The organism is Colwellia demingiae, from assembly GCF_007954275.1.
Lineage (GTDB): Bacteria > Pseudomonadota > Gammaproteobacteria > Enterobacterales > Alteromonadaceae > Colwellia > Colwellia demingiae.
On record NZ_VOLT01000009.1, the window covers coordinates 21,994 to 41,281 of the forward strand.

The 19,288-nt window shown below is 38.2% G+C and carries 21 protein-coding genes; 10 read left to right on the forward strand and 11 right to left on the reverse strand.

Going from position 1 to position 19,288, the window contains the following annotated elements; all coding sequences use genetic code 11:
• Positions 1 to 127: 127 nt before the first annotated feature.
• The 3 genes from ESZ36_RS16215 (at position 128) to ESZ36_RS16225 (ending at position 2,626) form a co-directional block, all read left to right on the forward strand.
• Positions 128 to 415, forward strand: coding sequence for a GIY-YIG nuclease family protein (locus tag ESZ36_RS16215; protein WP_146789811.1), 288 nt, complete (start codon positions 128 to 130; stop codon positions 413 to 415).
• Between the two features lie 270 nt (positions 416 to 685).
• Positions 686 to 2,284, forward strand: a complete 1,599-nt coding sequence (locus tag ESZ36_RS16220) for a PfaD family polyunsaturated fatty acid/polyketide biosynthesis protein (RefSeq protein WP_146789812.1) — start codon at positions 686 to 688, stop codon at positions 2,282 to 2,284.
• Positions 2,285 to 2,323: 39 nt separating this feature from the next.
• Positions 2,324 to 2,626: a hypothetical protein gene (locus tag ESZ36_RS16225; RefSeq protein ID WP_146789813.1), complete on the forward strand. Its 303-nt coding sequence runs from the start codon at positions 2,324 to 2,326 to the stop codon at positions 2,624 to 2,626.
• A gap of 149 nt (positions 2,627 to 2,775) precedes the next feature.
• On the opposite strand, the gene ESZ36_RS16230 is transcribed toward ESZ36_RS16225, so the two are convergent.
• The 7 genes from ESZ36_RS16230 to ESZ36_RS16260 form a co-directional block, all read right to left on the reverse strand.
• Entirely contained in the window at positions 2,776 to 3,339 is a 564-nt protein-coding gene (locus tag ESZ36_RS16230) for a dihydrofolate reductase family protein (protein WP_146789814.1), read from the reverse strand.
• 27 nt (positions 3,340 to 3,366) lie between these two features.
• Positions 3,367 to 3,906, reverse strand: a complete 540-nt coding sequence (locus ESZ36_RS16235) for a DinB family protein (protein ID WP_146789815.1) — start codon at positions 3,904 to 3,906, stop codon at positions 3,367 to 3,369.
• A gap of 52 nt (positions 3,907 to 3,958) precedes the next feature.
• Positions 3,959 to 4,597, reverse strand: a complete 639-nt coding sequence (tmpT, locus tag ESZ36_RS16240) for a thiopurine S-methyltransferase (protein WP_146789816.1) — start codon at positions 4,595 to 4,597, stop codon at positions 3,959 to 3,961.
• A 451-nt stretch (positions 4,598 to 5,048) separates the two neighbouring features.
• Positions 5,049 to 5,525 carry a Cif family virulence factor gene (locus tag ESZ36_RS16245; RefSeq protein ID WP_146789817.1) on the reverse strand — a complete coding sequence of 159 codons (477 nt, stop codon included), beginning with the start codon at positions 5,523 to 5,525 and terminating at the stop codon, positions 5,049 to 5,051.
• Positions 5,526 to 5,860: 335 nt separating this feature from the next.
• On the reverse strand, positions 5,861 to 6,160 hold the full coding sequence (locus ESZ36_RS16250) for a PaaI family thioesterase (RefSeq protein ID WP_246129136.1): 300 nt from the start codon (positions 6,158 to 6,160) through the stop codon (positions 5,861 to 5,863).
• A gap of 211 nt (positions 6,161 to 6,371) precedes the next feature.
• Positions 6,372 to 6,569 (reverse strand): CPXCG motif-containing cysteine-rich protein, encoded by a 198-nt coding sequence (locus ESZ36_RS16255; protein ID WP_146790069.1) that lies wholly within the window; start codon positions 6,567 to 6,569, stop codon positions 6,372 to 6,374.
• A gap of 88 nt (positions 6,570 to 6,657) precedes the next feature.
• Complete coding sequence (locus ESZ36_RS16260; protein WP_246129137.1) at positions 6,658 to 6,984, reverse strand: hypothetical protein; 327 nt, start codon at positions 6,982 to 6,984, stop codon at positions 6,658 to 6,660.
• A 229-nt stretch (positions 6,985 to 7,213) separates the two neighbouring features.
• On the opposite strand from ESZ36_RS16260, the gene ESZ36_RS16265 reads away from it, so the two are divergent.
• Positions 7,214 to 8,887, forward strand: coding sequence for a M28 family metallopeptidase (locus tag ESZ36_RS16265; protein WP_146789819.1), 1,674 nt, complete (start codon positions 7,214 to 7,216; stop codon positions 8,885 to 8,887).
• An 86-nt stretch (positions 8,888 to 8,973) separates the two neighbouring features.
• Here the strand turns inward: ESZ36_RS16265 and ybaK are convergent, their stop codons facing one another.
• Positions 8,974 to 9,441, reverse strand: a complete 468-nt coding sequence (ybaK, locus tag ESZ36_RS16270) for a Cys-tRNA(Pro) deacylase (protein WP_146789820.1) — start codon at positions 9,439 to 9,441, stop codon at positions 8,974 to 8,976.
• 240 nt (positions 9,442 to 9,681) lie between these two features.
• On the opposite strand from ybaK, the gene ESZ36_RS16275 reads away from it, so the two are divergent.
• Both ESZ36_RS16275 and ESZ36_RS16280 read left to right on the forward strand, forming a co-directional pair.
• On the forward strand, positions 9,682 to 10,857 hold the full coding sequence (locus ESZ36_RS16275; protein WP_146789821.1) for a CBS domain-containing protein: 1,176 nt from the start codon (positions 9,682 to 9,684) through the stop codon (positions 10,855 to 10,857).
• A 72-nt stretch (positions 10,858 to 10,929) separates the two neighbouring features.
• The gene (locus ESZ36_RS16280) at positions 10,930 to 12,222 is read left to right on the forward strand and encodes a putative bifunctional diguanylate cyclase/phosphodiesterase (protein ID WP_246129145.1); all 1,293 of its coding nucleotides are present in this window, start codon (positions 10,930 to 10,932) and stop codon (positions 12,220 to 12,222) included.
• A gap of 462 nt (positions 12,223 to 12,684) precedes the next feature.
• Here ESZ36_RS16280 and ESZ36_RS16285 read toward each other — a convergent pair whose 3' ends face one another.
• Together ESZ36_RS16285 and ESZ36_RS16290 are read right to left on the reverse strand one after the other, a co-directional pair.
• Complete coding sequence (locus ESZ36_RS16285) at positions 12,685 to 13,593, reverse strand: LysR substrate-binding domain-containing protein (RefSeq protein WP_146789823.1); 909 nt, start codon at positions 13,591 to 13,593, stop codon at positions 12,685 to 12,687.
• Positions 13,594 to 14,050: 457 nt separating this feature from the next.
• The gene (locus ESZ36_RS16290; protein WP_146789824.1) at positions 14,051 to 14,962 is read right to left on the reverse strand and encodes a LysR family transcriptional regulator; all 912 of its coding nucleotides are present in this window, start codon (positions 14,960 to 14,962) and stop codon (positions 14,051 to 14,053) included.
• A gap of 229 nt (positions 14,963 to 15,191) precedes the next feature.
• On the opposite strand from ESZ36_RS16290, the gene ESZ36_RS16295 reads away from it, so the two are divergent.
• The 4 genes from ESZ36_RS16295 to ESZ36_RS16305 all read left to right on the forward strand — a co-directional run bounded on the left by ESZ36_RS16295 (position 15,192) and on the right by ESZ36_RS16305 (position 18,063).
• Positions 15,192 to 15,869, forward strand: coding sequence for a glutathione S-transferase family protein (locus tag ESZ36_RS16295; protein ID WP_146789826.1), 678 nt, complete (start codon positions 15,192 to 15,194; stop codon positions 15,867 to 15,869).
• Between the two features lie 111 nt (positions 15,870 to 15,980).
• Positions 15,981 to 17,114: a zinc-binding dehydrogenase gene (locus ESZ36_RS16300; RefSeq protein ID WP_146789828.1), complete on the forward strand. Its 1,134-nt coding sequence runs from the start codon at positions 15,981 to 15,983 to the stop codon at positions 17,112 to 17,114.
• A 363-nt stretch (positions 17,115 to 17,477) separates the two neighbouring features.
• Complete coding sequence (locus tag ESZ36_RS22560) at positions 17,478 to 17,639, forward strand: hypothetical protein (RefSeq protein ID WP_170235864.1); 162 nt, start codon at positions 17,478 to 17,480, stop codon at positions 17,637 to 17,639.
• A 112-nt stretch (positions 17,640 to 17,751) separates the two neighbouring features.
• The gene (locus ESZ36_RS16305) at positions 17,752 to 18,063 is read left to right on the forward strand and encodes a hypothetical protein (RefSeq protein ID WP_146789830.1); all 312 of its coding nucleotides are present in this window, start codon (positions 17,752 to 17,754) and stop codon (positions 18,061 to 18,063) included.
• A gap of 234 nt (positions 18,064 to 18,297) precedes the next feature.
• On the opposite strand, the gene ESZ36_RS16310 is transcribed toward ESZ36_RS16305, so the two are convergent.
• Positions 18,298 to 19,263 (reverse strand): LysR family transcriptional regulator, encoded by a 966-nt coding sequence (locus ESZ36_RS16310; protein WP_170235865.1) that lies wholly within the window; start codon positions 19,261 to 19,263, stop codon positions 18,298 to 18,300.
• Positions 19,264 to 19,288 lie beyond the last annotated feature (25 nt).

Genomic DNA, 19,288 nt, shown 5'->3' on the forward strand with positions numbered 1-19,288 from the left:
TATGACGTAAATAGGTAGATAGTTTACTTAATAGTGAGACATTAGCCTCTCAACCGTCATTCCCGTATTGTCTTGGCGGGAATCCACTGTCACTAATGCGCAATAATCAGTTATCAAGGAAGATAATATGAAACAACCCTGTGTGTATATCTTAGCAAGTGAAAAGAATGGCACTTTATATGTTGGAGTAACTAGTAATTTAGTAAAACGTATTTGGCAGCATAAGAATCATGTTGTAAGTGGCTTTAGCGAGAAACACGAAGTAAAGCGACTAGTATATTTTGAGCAACTTGATGATATGGTCAATGCAATTACCCGTGAAAAAGTATTAAAAAAATGGAATCGGGCTTGGAAGATTAGATTAATAGAAAAGACAAATCTCAATTGGAATGATCTGTACGATGATATTGTATAGCTAGAAAATGTATACAGGACAATATGCTCCATGCATTGTCTATTAAGTGGCATCCGTGCCATGTCCGACAAGAGACTTCGGGTATGACGATAAACGTGAGATTTAGATCATAGGAAGCGGTGTACTGAAAAGGTTAATAATCAAGCCTCTCAACCGTCATTCCCGCGTTGTCTTGGCGGGAATCCATCGGTTTGATATACATGAATAACAATGGATACCCGACTAGCAACTTCGGGTATGACAGTAATAATAAAAGAATTAGGAAAGAATATGTCAAACATCGATTTTAATAATGCCAGAGCTATTGATTGGGCTTGGAAAGTTAACGCGAACGACGTTAACAGTAACGACGTGCAAATAAAGTCAGCGTTAATGGATTTAGCAAAGCCGGTTTATGTCGCAAAATCTGCTAATGGTTTTGGAGTGGTAAACACTACCGCAGCTACGGGTGATACTGATGTAGTCGCTTTTGCTCAAAAACTTACTCCGCAAGATTTAGGTGATGATGCTTTTAAAAAGCAGCATGGCGTTAAATACGCATACCATGGCGGCGCTATGGCGAATGGCATCGCCTCCGTTGAATTAGTCGTTGCTTTAGGTAAAGCTGGATTTTTATGTTCATTCGGCGCAGCAGGTTTAGTACCTGATGCGGTGGAAGATGCGATTAAACGTATTCAAGCAGAATTACCAAACGGACCTTATGCGGTGAACTTGATTCATGCACCTGCAGAAGAAGCATTAGAGCGTGGCGCCGTTGAACGATTTTTAAAACTTGGCGTTAAAACCGTTGAAGCTTCAGCTTACTTAGGGTTAACCGAGCATATTGTTTGGTATCGTTTAGCGGGTTTAAGTGAAAATAGCGATGGTAGCGTTAATATTGGTAACAAGGTAATTGCTAAAGTATCTCGTACGGAAGTAGGGCGACGCTTTATGGAGCCTGCGCCGCAAAAGCTAGTTGATAAACTGCTTAGCCAAGGCAAGATAACCCAAGAACAAGCAGAGCTGTCAAAACGCGTGCCTATGGCTGATGACATTACCGCAGAAGCGGATTCAGGCGGTCATACTGATAATCGACCTTTCTTAACCTTATTGCCGACTATCATAGCGCTTCGTGATGAAGTTCAAGCACAATATAATTTCTCTCCAGCATTACGCGTTGGTGCTGGCGGTGGAATTGGTACCCCAGAATCAGCGTTAGCTGCATTTAATATGGGCTCAGCTTATATTGTACTTGGCTCAGTAAACCAAGCCTGTGTAGAGGCGGGTGCTTCAGAACATACTCGCAAGTTATTAGCGGGCGTAGAAATGGCTGATGTGACTATGGCTCCTGCAGCAGATATGTTTGAAATGGGCGTAAAGTTGCAAGTAGTTAAGCGTGGTTCAATGTTCGCCATGCGAGCGAAGAAGCTTTACGAGCTATACATTAACTATGACTCAATTGAAGCTATTCCGGCTGATGAACGTCTTAAGATTGAAAAACAAATATTTCGCTCTAATCTTGATGATGTTTGGGCAGGTACTGAAGCCTTTTTCACTGAACGTGATCCTGAAATGTTAGCGCGAGCACAATCTAGCCCTAAACGTAAAATGGCGCTAATTTTCCGTTGGTATTTAGGATTAAGCTCTCGCTGGTCAAATACTGGCGAAAAAGGCCGAGAAATGGATTACCAAATTTGGGCAGGTCCAAGTTTAGGCGCCTTTAATAGCTGGGTAAAAGGTACGTATTTAGAAGACTATACTCGCCGTTATGCAGTAGATGTAGCCTTGCATATGTTAAAAGGTGCTGCCTACTTACAACGAGTTAATCAGCTCAAACTACAAGGTGTTAGCTTAAGCACTGAGCTGGCTGGCTATCGTAGCGAAGATTAGTTTTACTGTATTAAAAGTTAAGGCTTAAGAGGAAATTAGATGTCAACATGTACTGAATTTGCAGTTTTTGAGGTTGAAGAAGCGAACTTAGCACGCGTTCTCGCGTTAAGTGAGTCACTATTTATTGAAATAAATGCTGAGCAAGAAAATATTATTGCTCACGAAATATTAGTGAAAACTGATAATGCAGAAGAGTTATGTTGGCATCTTACTTGGGTAAACATTGAAGCCGTAGAGGCAAGTTCAACTAAATGGTCAACCTATCCAAGTGCAGCAGAAATAGAGCGTTTGGTTGGTAAAAAACTCTATTATGGCCACTTTGTTGGAGTTATTGGAAAGTAACCCCAAAGCCAAAGCCAAAGCCAAAGCCAAAGTCAAAGCCAAAGAGTAAAGTAAAAGCAAACAACGGTGCAACGAGAAGAAGGTGTCTTTAATGCTTTTCTTTCGTTACCTATATCCCTGTATTAAGGGGCATTAGGGCAGGTTGCTTGTTAAGTATAATTAACGTTGTATTTGACTTGAATGAAATCATTGGCAAAGGCAACAGACTCAGCATTGTCGAGTTTAACGCTATGATTTAATTTTCCAAACAAAGGAATGCCTGAGCCAAGCAGTACAGGAGCTCTGGTAATAATCATTTCATTAATAAGCTTTAAATTAATAAACGAGGTAATGGTTGCGCCGCCATCAATGTAGGCATGCTTTAGCCCTTGCTCAGACAGCTTATCAACTAATGCTTGAATATCACCTGCGACCATTTCAACTTTCCCCGCTAAGTTTGCAGGGGGTTGGGTGAGTGAATTACTCAAAGCATAGATTTTAATGTCACGATAAGGCCATTGCTCGGCTGGAATATCAAAACTTGAGATCACTTCCATACACTTACGGCCCATGATCATACAATCAACAGAATTGATAAAATCAGCAAAACCCATATCTAAATTTTCACCCATATCAGCATCAGTATTACCGGCCGTATGTAACCAATCAACTCCACCATCGGGTGTTGCTATATAACCATCTGCGCTTGTTGCAATATATACAGAACATTTCATAAACATGTACTCCTTGTTTAGTTTTTGCTAACGACTACCCTCTGAAACAATAACAGGTAAATCCATACAGCCATAATCAACACCGGCCTGACTTAATACGCAGGTTAATTGTCCTCTATGGTGAGCTTGATGATTAAAAATATGCTGAGTAACATCTGCAACCGCTTTGGTTATAGCTGCGCCTTCAGTAGTGGTGTAAGTAATAAACCTATCACAATCCCCTTCGGTTAAATTATCGCAATAGTGGATAATTAGCTTATCAACCTGCGCTCTTAACGAGGCAATGTCTCGTAAGTTATGGTGATAAATATCTTGTGGTGAAACAGGCTCTGGAAAGTCTGATAAATCTAATGGCGACAGTTTAGCTATATTATTTGAAGCTAAACGGCCTATTAAAATTAAATCACCAAACAGAATATGATTCCAATAGTTGATGATATTTGGGAAAAATGAGTGGGTGTCTTCTTCTAATGTATCACTTGATAGTGTCAGACAAATATCCATCAATTGGCTGTTCATCCGCTGATTATAAAGCGACATCATTTTAAAGTTTTTCGATAAACTCAATTAAATTTCCTCAAGTTAGTTATCTTGTTTATTACTCAGAGCAAAAAATTAATTAGATGGCCGACAGCAGCCAAATATTTTCACTCGCATTACATTGTCCCTTTAAACCACCAGGTACCTCTATTTGTTTGAGCAGGCTCAAGCTGTATTTATCCGAGTAATACTGCTTAACGTCATCAGGACTAATCGAAAAAGGAGGACCTTCCATCACTGTTTGGTCATATTCAAAGGTAAGTAGCAGTTGTGGCGCAATACGGGTGATTTCAAGTAAATGTGATCTATATTTCTTACGCATCTGATCTGGTAAGGCAACCAACGCAGCTCTGTCATAAATGGCATCAACGCCGCCTAATATTTCAGAAGATAGATCGAAAATATCGCCAACAAATATATCGATATTTTCTGCACTATAACAGTCTAAATTTCCTAATGTAGAAATTCTTGGCTCTACGCCAAGTTCAATAAATAGCTGCTCTACGGCTGGCTTATTTAGCTCAGCTCCGGCAACTCGATAACCTTTAGAGAGTAACCAGGCAATATCAAGCGTTTTACCACATAAGGGTAAAAATAGTCGATCACCTTCAGCCAAAGAAAGCACATTGATATATTCTGCTAATAGCGGGTTAACTGCACGTTGATGAAACCCTATTTCATTGCTTTCCCATAGTTGATGCCAAAAATTTGAATCCATTTCTATACCTCTTAGCTATTTCAGTCATTTACTAATTCCTAGCACCCTAACAGTGACTTCAACAAATCAACAACTTAAGTTGTTAGCTATCGAAGGTGAAGAGTACTTTGTAGTAGATGTCTAGTCGTTAAATATGAACGTCATTTGCTTAAACAATAGCATTAAGTCGTCGCTAAATACCACAAAGAAGAAATGAGTAACCCCAAATAAGTAATGTGATTTTCAGGCGTTTTTTGTCAAAGCGGCGCGATAACAATATTAACAGTTGTGCATAACCTATCCGACTTAGAGATTATAACCAAAGTTATTAAACATCAATAAGTTGACATAAATTATGAATGTTTTGTGGGGTATGTAATGGAGAGCCCGCGGGGTTTTATTGAGGTCTCCATCACTATTTTTTGTTCTTGAGGCAATTATTTATATTTTGCTCTTTATCAAAAAGATTGGATTATTCAACTATGGCTGTTTGACTTGTCCCTGAACCACCCGTTATTGGTGACCAATGTGACGATCGTACCTTCCATTTTCCCGCTTCTTTAGTATATATCTGACTAACTCGAGTTCTATAATTACTGACCGCAGGACTTCCTTTTGGAGTCATAGAGCCCTCTGAATAATAGTGAGCTAATGCAACCTTATCAGGCACTAAAATGGTCACTTGAATATGTTTAACATCGATATTGAAAGAGTCATATTCTTCTAACCGACCATCGGCTTTAACATTTTGAATCAATCCGCCACTAGACCAGAACTCCATAGCACCATCTTTAGAATAAGTCCCTCCAGGTACTTTGAGGTTTTCTTTAACATAAGCATTATCGTTTACGATAGTATTTTTGACCTCTTGCTCGGTCGCAATCGCTGTCTGAGTGAATGTACCAGCGAGAACTAACAATCCAATTAGTGTTATGAATCGTTTTTTCATTATTGTTTCTCCTAGGATCTGAATTATAGAATTATCATTATGATAACTTAGGTCTTCAGCGCATTTTCAAAGACAAACCCACTAAAGCTCGTGTTGAAGTATAGGCGAACATATACCAATTGCTTGGGGTCTTGGCCAATGTTGGAGTCGAGTTCTTAAAGCTTAATAGAAAAATAGTGGAGTGTTACTTGATTTGAGATTAAGCGGAATTGCTTGCTATGCCTGCCTAAAGGCATTTCTAATTCCAGCTGAATTCTGCATTTTCAAGGGGAGCGGGTATATGATGCTAACGCTTACTATCAAAGCGCTAGCATTTAAGATAATTTGCATCACACTTAGTCATTATTAACTTTTGTCGGAGGTATGGCATACGTGCCAATAACATGGGCTACTGGCTCTGCTTCACCATCGGAATATAACTCAACCTCGCCAACCACAAGGGTTCTTCCGACTTTTATCAGTGAACACTTACCGATAATATCCTTTTGCGCTGAAGGTTTACGAAGAAAGTTAATCGTTAAATTCGTTGTGACAGCGAGTGGCACCAGTCCAATTTCGCCAAGAATTGCCACGTATAAAGCTACATCAGCAGTGGTCATCATTACGGGGCCAGAGACAGTGCCACCGGGACGCAATTCATCTTGTCCTACAGTGTGCCTAACGATCGCTCCTCGATTGCCAACTTCATCAATCGAGCATTTGGTTTGAGGGAATTCAGAGTGTAGGAACTCGGTAAGTTCTTCTTTTGAAATCATGATTCGCCTTTTATAAAGTTGGTTAAATGTTTAGTGAAATGGAAAGGCTTAAGGAGTAAAAGTGCCATTTTATCTTTTAGCGAAGTAATTATTAAAAAGCTTCATCTTCGCTATAAACATTCACGGTAAGCTCACCATCAATACTTTCAGAAATAATAAAATTTATCGGTCTACAGCACACTTGGCAATCTTCAATATACTGCTGGTCCATCTCGGATGAATCAATGAGCACTCTAATCGCTTCGCCGCAGTAGGGACAGCCAATATTTTTCTCAGATAATTGGTTCAATTTCATCGATAAATTCCTTGTTTCAAATAAAGTCATCGTTAGCAATAATTACCACACAATGTTTTTTAACATATGTTTTATTTTTGCATTAGTTCAGAAAGTTTTCTTCCATCATATCGAGCACTTGGACAATACTAACATTTTTCAATTCATGCTCAGTTGACGAGTGAACCACACCGGCTTTATCACCTAGGGCAATGTCGACTAAATCAGGCTTGCTATCATGAAGTACCAAGACAATTTTCTTATTGATAGCGATACAATCTATTGTTATTGCATCAGAGTTCATGCCTTGCTTACGTAATGTTTTGTCCATTATGCCCATGAGGGTATCAACATTTTTATTACGGTCATAAAATATATCATTGGCTTTGGCGACTATTTCAGAGAGTTCTTTTAAGGTTTCTTTCATCATATTCTTATAGGTAAAGGGTTTGATTGGATAGGCATATCATTATTTTATTACTGTAAACTAGCGAGCATTTAAAATCTATCAGCATGTTCGGTGATTATTTACTCTTGTGGAAACTGACCATGACAGTTTGGGTTTGTTGTCTAGTGTTGATTTACATATCGATACTGGTTAGTTGTTTTGAGACCCTTTATACTTCGACCATCTTTTTTACAGAATAAGTATAATAATTATGATAAAAAAAATTGGATTATCGCTTTTATCGGCAGCAGTGCTGGTAGGTTGTGTTGCAACAACTTCTGATGACTCTTCAGAAGGCACCTCTTCAAAGATTAGCTCTTCACAGAGTAATAGCGCCCAAGACATTAGTGCAAGCTACGACAGCATTAATACTGCGCAATTAATTGAACATGTAAAAGTATTATCTTCTGATAAATTTGGTGGACGTGCGCCATCAAGCGAAGGTGAAAAACTTACCCTTGAATATTTAACTGAACAGTTTACTGCTATTGGCTTTAAGCCAGGTAATGGTGACAGTTTTTTACAAGAAGTACCGTTAGTCTCAATTGAAGCGTCAAGCGATATGACATTGTCTATTGGTGGTAAAAACTACCAGCATGGCACTGATATGGTCATGGGTAGTGCTCGAATCAGTGAATTAGAACAGCTTAAAAATTCTGAGCTTGTTTTTGTTGGTTACGGTGTTAATGCGCCAGAATACGACTGGAACGATTATAAAGATCTTGATGTTAAGGGTAAAACGGTTGTTATTTTAGTTAACGACCCTGGTTTTGCTACCCAAGATCCTGATGTTTTTAATGGTAATGCGATGACTTATTATGGTCGTTGGACTTACAAATATGAAGAAGCAAGCCGTCAGGGCGCTGAAGGGGCAATTATCATTCATGAAACTGCACCAGCTTCATATGGCTGGTCGGTAGTGAAAAACTCTTGGACTGGTCCTCAATTTAGTTTTCAACGTGACGATTTAAATAAAGGTCGTGTTGCAGTGGAAGGTTGGGTTAACAGTACTGTTGCCGCTGAGTTATTTGCAAAAGCAGGTCTAGATTTTGATCAAATGAAAGAGCGTGCTGCTCAAGGCAGTTTCAATGTTGATATGGGTGATTTAGATGCCTCTATTACCGTTAAAAATACTATCAAAAATTCAATTTCATATAACTTTATTGCAACTTTACCTGGTCAAAAACAAGCAGATGAGCATATTTTATACTCAGCTCATTGGGATCATCTAGGTACTGATTTAACTAAAACAGGCGACCAAATTTATAACGGTGCTCGTGATAATGCGACCGGCACTGCCGCCTTGATTGAAGTGGCTGAAGCTTTTGCAAAACTACCTAATAGACCTGAGCGCTCAATAACATTCTTAGCCGTAACGGCAGAAGAGCAGGGCTTACTTGGTTCTAAGTTCTATGCAGCAAACCCAGTAATTCCAGCAGCTAAAACAGTGGCTAATATTAATATGGATGCACTAAATGCCAATGGTAAGAGTAAAGATGTAGCGGTATATGGTTTAGGGCAATCTGAACTTGATAACTTTTTAACGAAAGCGGCTGTAAAACAAAACCGTATAATTTCGGGTGATCCAAGACCAGCGGCAGGCATTTACTATCGCTCTGATCATTTCGCTTTTGCAAACGTTGGTATTCCTGCGTTATATGCAAAAGGTGGCTCTATACCGGCTGATCAAGCAACGGCAGATTTAAGAGCTAAGTTAGACCCAATTCTTAGTAAGTGTTATCACGGTCTTTGTGATGAATATACGCAAGATTGGGATTTAACGGGCGCTGTCGAAGATATGCAATTATTCTTTGAAATTGGCGTTGAATTATCTGAATCAGATGTTTGGCCACAATGGAGCAAAACGTCTGAATTCAAGCGTTAAAAGTAAAGGTAAAATCAGCGTTTAACGTCAAGCGGTAGTGCTGTAAAGCATTACCGCTTTTTTGTGGCTGTTTCAAACTGATCAGTTTACTGACAAAGCTCAGCCAGTTTGGCTTGAGTCAGTTGTTGTAAATCTTGTGGGCTTAACTCTATCTCCAAACCTCTTTTACCGGCGCTAACAAACACCGTAGTAAATTGGTCTGCTGATGAATCAATAAAAGTACTCAAACGCTTTTTTTGTCCCAGTGGACTAACACCACCTAGTACATAACCAGTAGAACGTTCAACATCGGTTTTTAATGCCATAGTGGCTTTTTTACCACCATATGTTTTAGCAATTAACTTCATACTTAACATTGCCGACACAGGTATTATTGCAACGACCAGCGCTTTATTATCAACACTCACCACTAAAGTTTTAAAAACTCTTTCGCTTGATATACCGAGCTTTTTTGCTGCTTCATCTCCATAGGATTCACTTGCTGCATCATGTGAATATTCATGAACTTGATAAATAATTTTATTCTTCTTGGCGGCATTAATTCCTGGTGTCATATCAACTTCCTAGGTCACCATTAGGTGTGGGTATTATTGGTCGTAATCATATAGAACATATTCACATTTAACATATTGCATTTGCAAGAAGAATACTCTCATAAATATGTCTTTAATTTTGATAAATATCAGTGCGCTAGATCATCCTTTTATTATGATAATTTTAGTAAAGTAATTCTACAAAGCTCAGAGATTACAATTGGCTTAACGTTTAGCAACGATAGCTGAGTTTCGCAACTGATGAACTTAGAATTTTTAGGCAGGGATATCTTGTTACATACTAAAACACCAGAGCTTAACTTAATAGTTAAAGATATTATGCAATCTAGTATCTTAACGTGTCCGCCTGAGACAAAGATCAATGTTGCTGCTAATCGTATGAGAGCACGTAATATAAGCTCAATTATTATTAAAAGTAACCTTACTCTTGGTATATGGACTGAATCAGATTGCCGTAAAATTGATTTTAGCGATCAAGAACAATTTAATGTAAGCATTAGCGAGTTAATGAACTCACCTGTGCTAACGATTAAGCAAGATGTTCCGGTTAATGAGTTAGCTATTAAGTTTCGACATCACGGCGTTAGACACTTTGTTGTAGTTGATACTGATAACCTCCCAGTGGGTATAGTCAGTCAAACGGATGTGATTAAAAACCAAGGTATAGAGCATTATTTACAAGCAAAGCTTGTCGTTAACAGCTATAAAAAAAGCCAACAATTACTGCAACATGATTGCCGTTTAGACAATGTAGCAGAGCAAATGAAAAAAAATGAGTGTTCGTCTACACTCATTTTCAATAGTGAATTAAAGCAATATGGTATTGTCACTGAACGTGATTTACTGAGCCTACTCGCTCGGGGTGAATGTACTAAAAAGGCTGCTTGGCATCATGCAAATTATCCACTAAAAACTATTCATGCCCAAAGTTCCCTTTATTCAGCTTACCAGCAATTAATCAGCAACAATATTCGTCATTTGGCGGTGTCTGATGATAATGGAGCCATCATTGGTACTTTATCAATGGACAACATTATGTCCGATATTGAATTGGCTTACGTTGAAGAGTTACACCAAATAGTCCAACAAAGAGATATCGCCCTTAAAGAATCAAAAAAACATTTGTTGGTAGCTGAAAAAATTATAGAAGCCTCGTTAGATGGCATTATGATCACAAATGAACGGGGCAACATTCTCTCAGTTAACCCCGCGTTTACTCGCGTGACCGGCTATCAAGAAATTGAGGTGTTAGGGCAGAATTCAAAGATATTAAGCTCAGGCAGACATCCTAGTGATTTTTATCAAAAGCTTTGGTTGAGCATTTTAGAGAAAGGCGTTTGGCAGGGAGAGATTTGGAACAAACGTAAGAATAATGAAATATATCCTCAATGGCTGACTATCATTGAAATTAGTTAGGGTGCTGACAACAATAAAGTTTTTGCCGCTATTTTTAGCGATATTAGTGAAAGAAAGCTTGCTGAAAAGCGTATCGAAAATTTAGCTTTTTATGATGAACTTACTCAACTACCCAATCGTAGACTCTTTTTTGATCGTGTTGAAATGGCGCTAGCAACAGCACATCGAAAAAGTAATAAAATGGCTCTTTTTTTTATTGATTTAGATTATTTTAAAGAGGTTAATGACAATTTTGGTCATCGTATTGGCGATCAGTTATTACAAAGTTTCGCTAAGCGTTTGACTGAAAGCTCAAAAGAAGGGGATACCGTTGCCCGTATTGGCGGAGACGAATTTACCTTGTTGCTAACAGATATGCGTGAAGTAGAGCATATATGTAAAGCCTGCAATCGTATCGTTGAAAAACTTCGTCAGCCTTATCATATTGAAGGTCATGCACTTAATATAACAACTTCTATTGGTATCGCCGTTTATCCTGAAGATGGGACAAACGAAGAGGAGCTGATGAAAAATGCCGATATCGCTATGTATCGTGCTAAAGATATTGGTCGTAATTCATTTCAATTATTTACTCCAGCAATGAATGCTCATTCACAAGAACGTTCGTTAATACAAAGTCACTTGCGTTTAGCATTAGTGCACAATGAACTTGAACTGAATTACCAAGCTCAAATCAATGGTGTTACCGGTAAAGTAATGGGCGTAGAGGCTTTATTACGTTGGTATAATCCTATTCTTGGGCAGGTATCACCAGCACAGTTTATTCCCATGGCAGAGGAACTTGGTTTTATTACTGAGATTGACCATTGGGTGTTAGAACAAGCGTGTAAACAGCGAAATTTATGGTTAGATCAAGGACTTGATTGTGGTCGAATAGCGGTAAATATTTCTGCTTTACACTTTCACCAAGGTAACCTTGTTGCTTCAGTAGAGTCGGTGCTAGCACAAAGCCAATTACCGGCGGAATTATTAGAGATTGAGGTAACAGAGGGGTGTTTTATTAAGCAGATGGATAAAGCCACTGACATTTTAGGACAGCTTAAAAATATGGGAGTTAAAGTTGCGCTAGATGATTTTGGCACGGGCTTTTCATCATTAAGCTATTTAACAAGTTTACCCATTGATACTCTTAAAATTGATGCGAGTTTCATTGCTAAATTGCCGCATAATTTTAGAGAGAGCCAAATAACTTCGGCAATTATCACATTAGCGCAAAACCTTAATTTAGATATTGTTGCTGAAGGTGTTGAAACTGATGCGCAGAAGATTTTCTTGATAGAGCGTGGTTGCGTAATAATGCAGGGATATTTATATAATAAGCCCGTGTGCGCGAAAACTTTACCGAAGATAATTCAGGATGCTTAAGGGCACTAATTCAATATAAAAGATGGCTAATTTTCAACTTGAGTTGTTACTGTTAAAAAGCGATAAAGCATTAGCCGAATCGAACAACATTAATCGCCTGAAGATATAAAAAATGAGATAAATCGTTCTGGCGGTATCCGTTAACATAGATAAATATTAAATTGAGGAGTTATGTAAGTGGCTAAGTCGATTTGACCAATTGAAGCTTTTCATTTGATAAAGCCAAAATAACCATTAATGATAATAATATTATTGGATTGAACACCAATGCCTGAACGAATGAAATGGGTATAATAAACCCAAGACTTAATATGCATAAAATAGATACAAAACTTAGTGTACGAATGCAGTTATAAAAAATGTCGTGAATACTCATAGTAATCCCCTTTATGGCTTGAATTACTACTATATTGATACCCGTCACCGTCGACAAACGTATAATACTGACGTCATGAGTGAATGCTATTCACCCATACTAGTTTCGACTAACTCTTTAAACCAGCCGATAAATGCATGAATGTCACTGCGTTCTTTATCTCGAGGATGATAAACAGCAAAACATTTAGGTGAAAAGTCATTTTTTTCTTTGAATGGCTGAACCAATAATCCACTTTTTAACGCTAGATTTTCAAGGGGAACAGCCCCCAATACCAAGCCTAATCCTTGCTGTGCAGCCTGGATAACTGCATCATAAGAGCCAAGACTTAGGTTAGACTTTGACTCTACATTGTCAATGCCCACAGCACGGCCCCATTGTGACCAGCTATTTTTCATATTCGCGTGTTGAATTAACGGCACCGATTTAATTTGCTCAACATTTGATAGCTCATGTTTTTTAGCAAATTCTGGCGAGCATAAAGGGGTTACTTGTAAATCAAATATCTTTTCAGATACCACCTCAGGATAATTGCCATTACCAAGCCTTAACGCCAAGTCGAAATCATCATAGCGTAAATCAATTAGCTCCATCGATGTTTCTATTCTGAGTTCAATTGAGGGAAATTCTTGTTGAAACACCCCTAAATTTGGAATGATAATATTACTGGCGATAGTTGGGATAGTTGATATTCGCAGTAATGTTGATTGCGTTTGTGCAGAAAATTCACGCTTGAGCGATGACGTGCCATGGTCTAGTAAATGAAACATCTCTTGTACAGTAACAATATACTTCTCACCAGCAGACGTAAGTTTCACACCTCTTGTTGCTCGTTTGAACAACTCTATGCCGAGGTTTTTTTCCAGTGACTTTATCTGATGGCTAATCGCGGACGGTGTCAAGAAAAGCTCTTCAGCTGCTTTTTTGAAACTTGAATGACGCCCGGCTGCTTCAAAAAGTTGTAGTAAATGTAGAGGAGGTAAGCTTCGTGCCATGAATTTTCTTCGTCTAAAAATCGGGTTAATTGAAAGTAGATTGTCGACTATTAAATTGACAATATCAAATACTGATAACGTTTGCGTCGTGGAAATCGACCTTAACTGGCTATCAAGCTTTGTCTGCTTATATTAAAGCAGGGGAGATATGGCTGCTGATTCTTAGTGAAATAAGTTAGCATGCTCTAAGCTGCCGTTATGGGCAATAAACCGAATACCAGCTTCCGCTTAGTGTTATCTCAGAAAGGGGCATAAAGTGAAATAGGAATTTAATCTTTATTTAGAGTGTTCTGAGTCTAATATTGACGTTTCAATATCTTTCACTAAGGGTAACTTTCGAACAAAGTGGTCATTAACATCTAACATTCACATAAATTTAGAATATTAACACTCGAACTCATCTTTGCTCAGTTAATTACTGCTACTCACCATTTACGTTATAGCTCTATTGGTACTCTTAAGTCACATTTGTTACTTTTATTCTTTCAACTAAAAAGTCTACTGCCGCTTTTACTTTTGGTACTAAATAGCGCTGTTTTTGATACAACAAATAAACGGCCATATCAGAATTTTGACTTATAGCTAACTCATGCTCAAACTTAAGTTCTTGCAACTTCCCTGACTCAAGATATGAAGCTAACGCCCATCGCGTTGACATTAAAATACCTTCACCGTCACAGGCTTTTTTCGCCAACCATGATCCGTTATTTGAAATTGCTACCGCTGGCCCTGATACATCATGCCATTGACCGTTCATATTGCATAGCCAAGGAGTTGGCCCTGTTGGTGTTTTAAAATAAAGGCCATTATGTTCCTTTAATTCCATCGCATTGTTAGGCACTCCGTATTTATCTAAATAACTTGGTGAAGCGACAGGAATAAAACCATTGTCCATTAGTCTTATCGCTAACACTCGCTCATTTGGAGCGTAACCACCGCGAATAGCAATATCGACATCGTCACGTCCGAGTGTTGATAATTCGTCACTTAAACTGACGTCTAATACAATTTCAGGGTATAACGCGCTGAATTCATCTAACAAAGGAAGCAATATCTTGTCACCAAAACTCACCATCGAACTTATAGATAAACGGCCCATTGGCGTTGTTTGGTAACTACGAACCGTTTCATTGCTTTGCTCTAGTTGATTCAATATTTGCTGTATATCGTTATAATAAATTTGTCCCACTTCTGTCAGTTTAACGATTCGGGTCGAACGCTTTAATAACGTCGCTCCCAAACTTTTTTCTAAATCAGCAACGCGTCTCGATAACGATGATGGCGGCACATTAAACGCACGAGCAGCTTTGGTAAAACTGCTTGTTTCGACTACTTTACTGAAATACCGTATTGCACGTAGTTGGTCCAATTAACTTCTCCATTAAATGAATATCTGAGTATTTCTACTTTATTATTGTCTTAAAGGCAATAGTGATTCGCATTTTACCCTATATATAACCGAATTTAAACAAGTAATAATACGCTTAACTTAAACATTGCAACCTTTACCTTGTTGCAGCGTGATAAATACTCTGCCTTTAATTGCCTTTTGTCGGCAATTAAAAACAAACGTCACGTTTATAATGGAAAATAGATTTATGATTACTTTGCACGGTTTTGCGGCTAGCAACTATTACAATCTAGTGAAACATGTACTTCTATACAAAGGAATACCCATCCAAGAAAACCTTATTTACGGTGGTAGCGACGAGTTACTGACAATCAGTCCGACTGGCAAAGTACCTGTTATCACAACGCCTGAAGGCCTTCATATTTCAGAGTCGAGTGTCATTTGTGACTTTATCGAAGAAACTTACCCTACAACTCCGCTATACCCTGAAAGTTCTGCAGAACGTGCTGTTGTGCGTCAAATTATGAAAATAGCAGAGCTTTATTTTGAACTACCAAGCAGACGACTTATACCTTATGCATTTTCAGGCACTGAAGCGCCTGAATCGGTTACCGCTGAAGTACGCCAAGTATTAAACCGTGGCATTACCGCCTTAAGTCGTTTATGTCAGTTTTCACCTTGGATTGCAGGTGAACAATTCACTATGGCTGATATTTACGTATATTACGTAAACACCATTGTCAGCTCTTTTGGCGCTAGCCAACTAGGCTGGGATGTACTTGCAGAAGTACCTGGAATGAAAGCGTGGAACGATTATATGAGTCAATCTGACATTGCCCAAAACGTGGAAACAGACCGTCTGGCAAACATGCCCGAGTTTATCCAAAAGGTGAAAGCTCAGATTCAAGCAGCGAATGCTGCATAGTACATAGCTATATAAATAACCAATATTAAAATTATTATTACGAACAAAGTATGACCAATACAATAAAGTTATTGGTTCAACAACGTTAATTATTTGCAGGAGCAAAATCATATGACAAATACAAATAAAAATATCCAACTTATTTCAACAATCAGCGAAGACAATAAATTAACACTGGCTTTACAAGACATTGAAATAACACAACCTGGCGCCGATGAAGTGGTTATTCGTATTGAAGCTGCTCCTTTAAATCCGTCTGACTTAGCGGTTATGTTCAGCGCAGCTAATATGTCAACAGCGAGACAATCAGGCACTGAACAAAGCCCTGTCATTACTGCTGATGTTCCAGCTCAGTTTATGCCAGCGGTTAAAACCCGTGTTGGTAAAGCAACACCTGTTGGTAATGAAGGTGCAGGCACCGTTATAGCAGCGGGCTCATCGCCTGCAGCGCAAGCATTAATGGGTAAGACCGTTGCTGTGATTGGCGGTGGAACTTATCGTCAATATATATGTGCTAATGTGCAGAGCTGCTTAGCATTAAAAGAAGGCATTACGGCTAAAGAAGGCGCATCTGCTTTTGTTAACCCGCTTACCGCATTAGCTATGGTAGAAACAATGCGTGCTGAAGGTCATAAAGCCATCATTCATACGGCGGCTGCGTCTAACCTTGGTCAAATGTTAAACCGTATTTGTATTGCCGATGGCATCGACTTAATTAACATTGTACGTAAAACTGAACAAGAAACTCTGTTACGTGATATGGGGGCAAAATATGTTGTTAACTCAAGTAGTGATACTTTCCTTGCACAATTAACGGCAGCGATTATTGAAACAGGTGCAACTATTGCGTTTGACCCCATTGGTGGCGGTCAATTAACAAGTGACATTCTTAACTGTATGGAAGTTGCTGCCGCTCGTGATATGAAAGAACACAGCGTATATGGCTCTGACACTTTCAAACAAGTTTACATTTATGGCGCATTAGACCGTGGCCCTATTACGCTAAATCGTAACTTCGGTTTTGCTTGGGGTGTAAGTGGGTTCTTATTATTCAATGCGCTAGGAAAACTAGGTACTAAAACTGTTATTGCGATGCGTAAACGTGTTACAGATGAAATCACCACAACATTTGCTAGCCACTACACACATGAAGTGTCATTGGCAGAAGTATTGCAATTAGAATCGATAGCGGCTTATTCTAAGCAAGCTACAGGTGAGAAGTACTTAATTACACCTCAAAGGTAATTACTTCTTAACTGGTTGAATAAAAGCAGACACCAATAATTATTGGTGTCTGCTTTTTTATTTACTTACTCAAAATAGAAGAGAACTTGTATTCATTTAACTTGGCTTTATGAACGGAAAACTGCCTGTATGGATTAAACATATGAATCTTCGCAGCAGTTATGAAAGCCATTAATGTTGATGTAAGGGATAGATAAGTAGGTTCCACTTCAAACTAAGATTCAAAATCTATAAATTAATTAATATCACACCCGTTCGCGAAATATCAATTTCATTTTTTATATAGCTTTACTATCTACCTAAGATAAAGCAATTACTTGGTCAGCAAAATTATAATTACACATAAATATCAAAGCAGTGACAATGTTGTCGTTATCCTGTTGTGTAGTTACCCGAGAAAATGAAAATTATGATGTGTCTCAAATGGCGAGCTGTAAATTATCTATTAATTTACAGCATGAAGACGAAGTTATGCTTTACCACTTAAACCAAGGCAAAAATACAGTTGATGATTTTCAATCGTAAAAGCTATGGATAATTGCCGATGCTCACTTAACTGAGAACGGTGTTATTTATAACGTAGATAGAAATAATGACTCTATTCAACATTGTTTAACGTATTAAAGGATATTCGACTATGAAAACAATTAATTTAAGCATTGACGATGGTCTTAAAAATGTCGAGTTGGCAAAATTAACAGACAAAAAAAATACTTATGACTTATTGATGGCGGCTAGTGTTGGCGGCGTTATGTTTGCTGGTGTAGCTAACGATTCCAATAATAGTTATGTTGTTACGACGGCTATTGTTTGCTTGTTGGTTTTTGCACATTTTCGCAGTGAAGTAAAAAGCAATCTTAGCATTATGATCAATAATGAAGATTTTAAACGTCGTAATGGGTGTTACCCCGAAGATTACGCAAAAACTATGGGTGTACCACATGAGTAATAGCGGCTTACACAATCGCGTAGATTAGTTGATTTTTGAGTTTGAAAAGCTTCTACGGGATAGAAAATTAACCTACCCGTTAAGTGGTTATGAAACGTGAGAACAGCTTTTGACCATTTTTGGTTAGTTGCTGTGTCCTATTTAATGGTACTTACTAATAGTAGATCACAAGCCTTCCTCTTCTCGCTATTAGCGGACGGTTTTATTTTCAGATAAAGTATGGCTTAATTAATATTAGGGTACATCGTTTTGATTATCATCAAATGAAAGCATCTTATGATAATTTAAAAACTCATTTTTGAACCACTGGTGTTCTTCACTCAACGCAATGCGTTGATGCGTTATAAGGTACACATCTGTGACATGCTCTGGTTGCTGATTAAATATATATACGGGTGAAAAATGTTCTGTCCAATCCTCACAATTCATTAATATATTGGGTCCCGCTAATAGCCTATCAGATTTTTTTACCATATCAGTTAATGTGCTCAGTTGACCACTTCTAAGTACGATAGACCGCTGTAGTTTTTTATCCCTTAATATTTGATCTATTGGCATATTATGGGGAATGTTTTTTTCATTATTCATTGCCAAATCTACAAAATCATACGCTAAGCATTGCTCAATAGTTCTGTTTTTTTTCTGCAATAATGGGTGGTTTTTGGCTGCAAAAATAGCAGTACTTACACTGGCTATTCTATGAGAATTAAAATGTGGATCGGGTGACTTTAAAATATGAATAGAAAAATCATAATCACCATTTTCTAACCCAGTAAATGGCTCTCTATCGGCTGATAGCTCTGATATTTGAATATTAGGAGCTTGTTCAGTAATGTATTTAATGAAGGGTAAAACCAGTGCTTGGCTAGTAATGGCGGGGACTGAAATTGAGAATTCTTGCTGGCAGCGTTTTGCTTCAAAGGGTTCATCTTCTATTAACAGCTTAATATCTTTAATTAGCAAGGGTAATTTATTCGCTAATAATTCGCCTTTAACCGTTGGCACCAAACCATGAGAAATACGGATAAAAAGTGGATCATCAAATAACTCACGTAAACGTTGTAACGTACGGCTCATCGCTGGCTGAGTTATATAAAGTGCCTCCGCAGCTTTTGTTACACTTCTTTCTTTTAATAAAACACTTAATGCAACGAGTAAATTAAGATCAATACGAGAAAGTTGTTGCTCAGTTTTATTCATGATATGCCTTGGTGTAATGTTATTC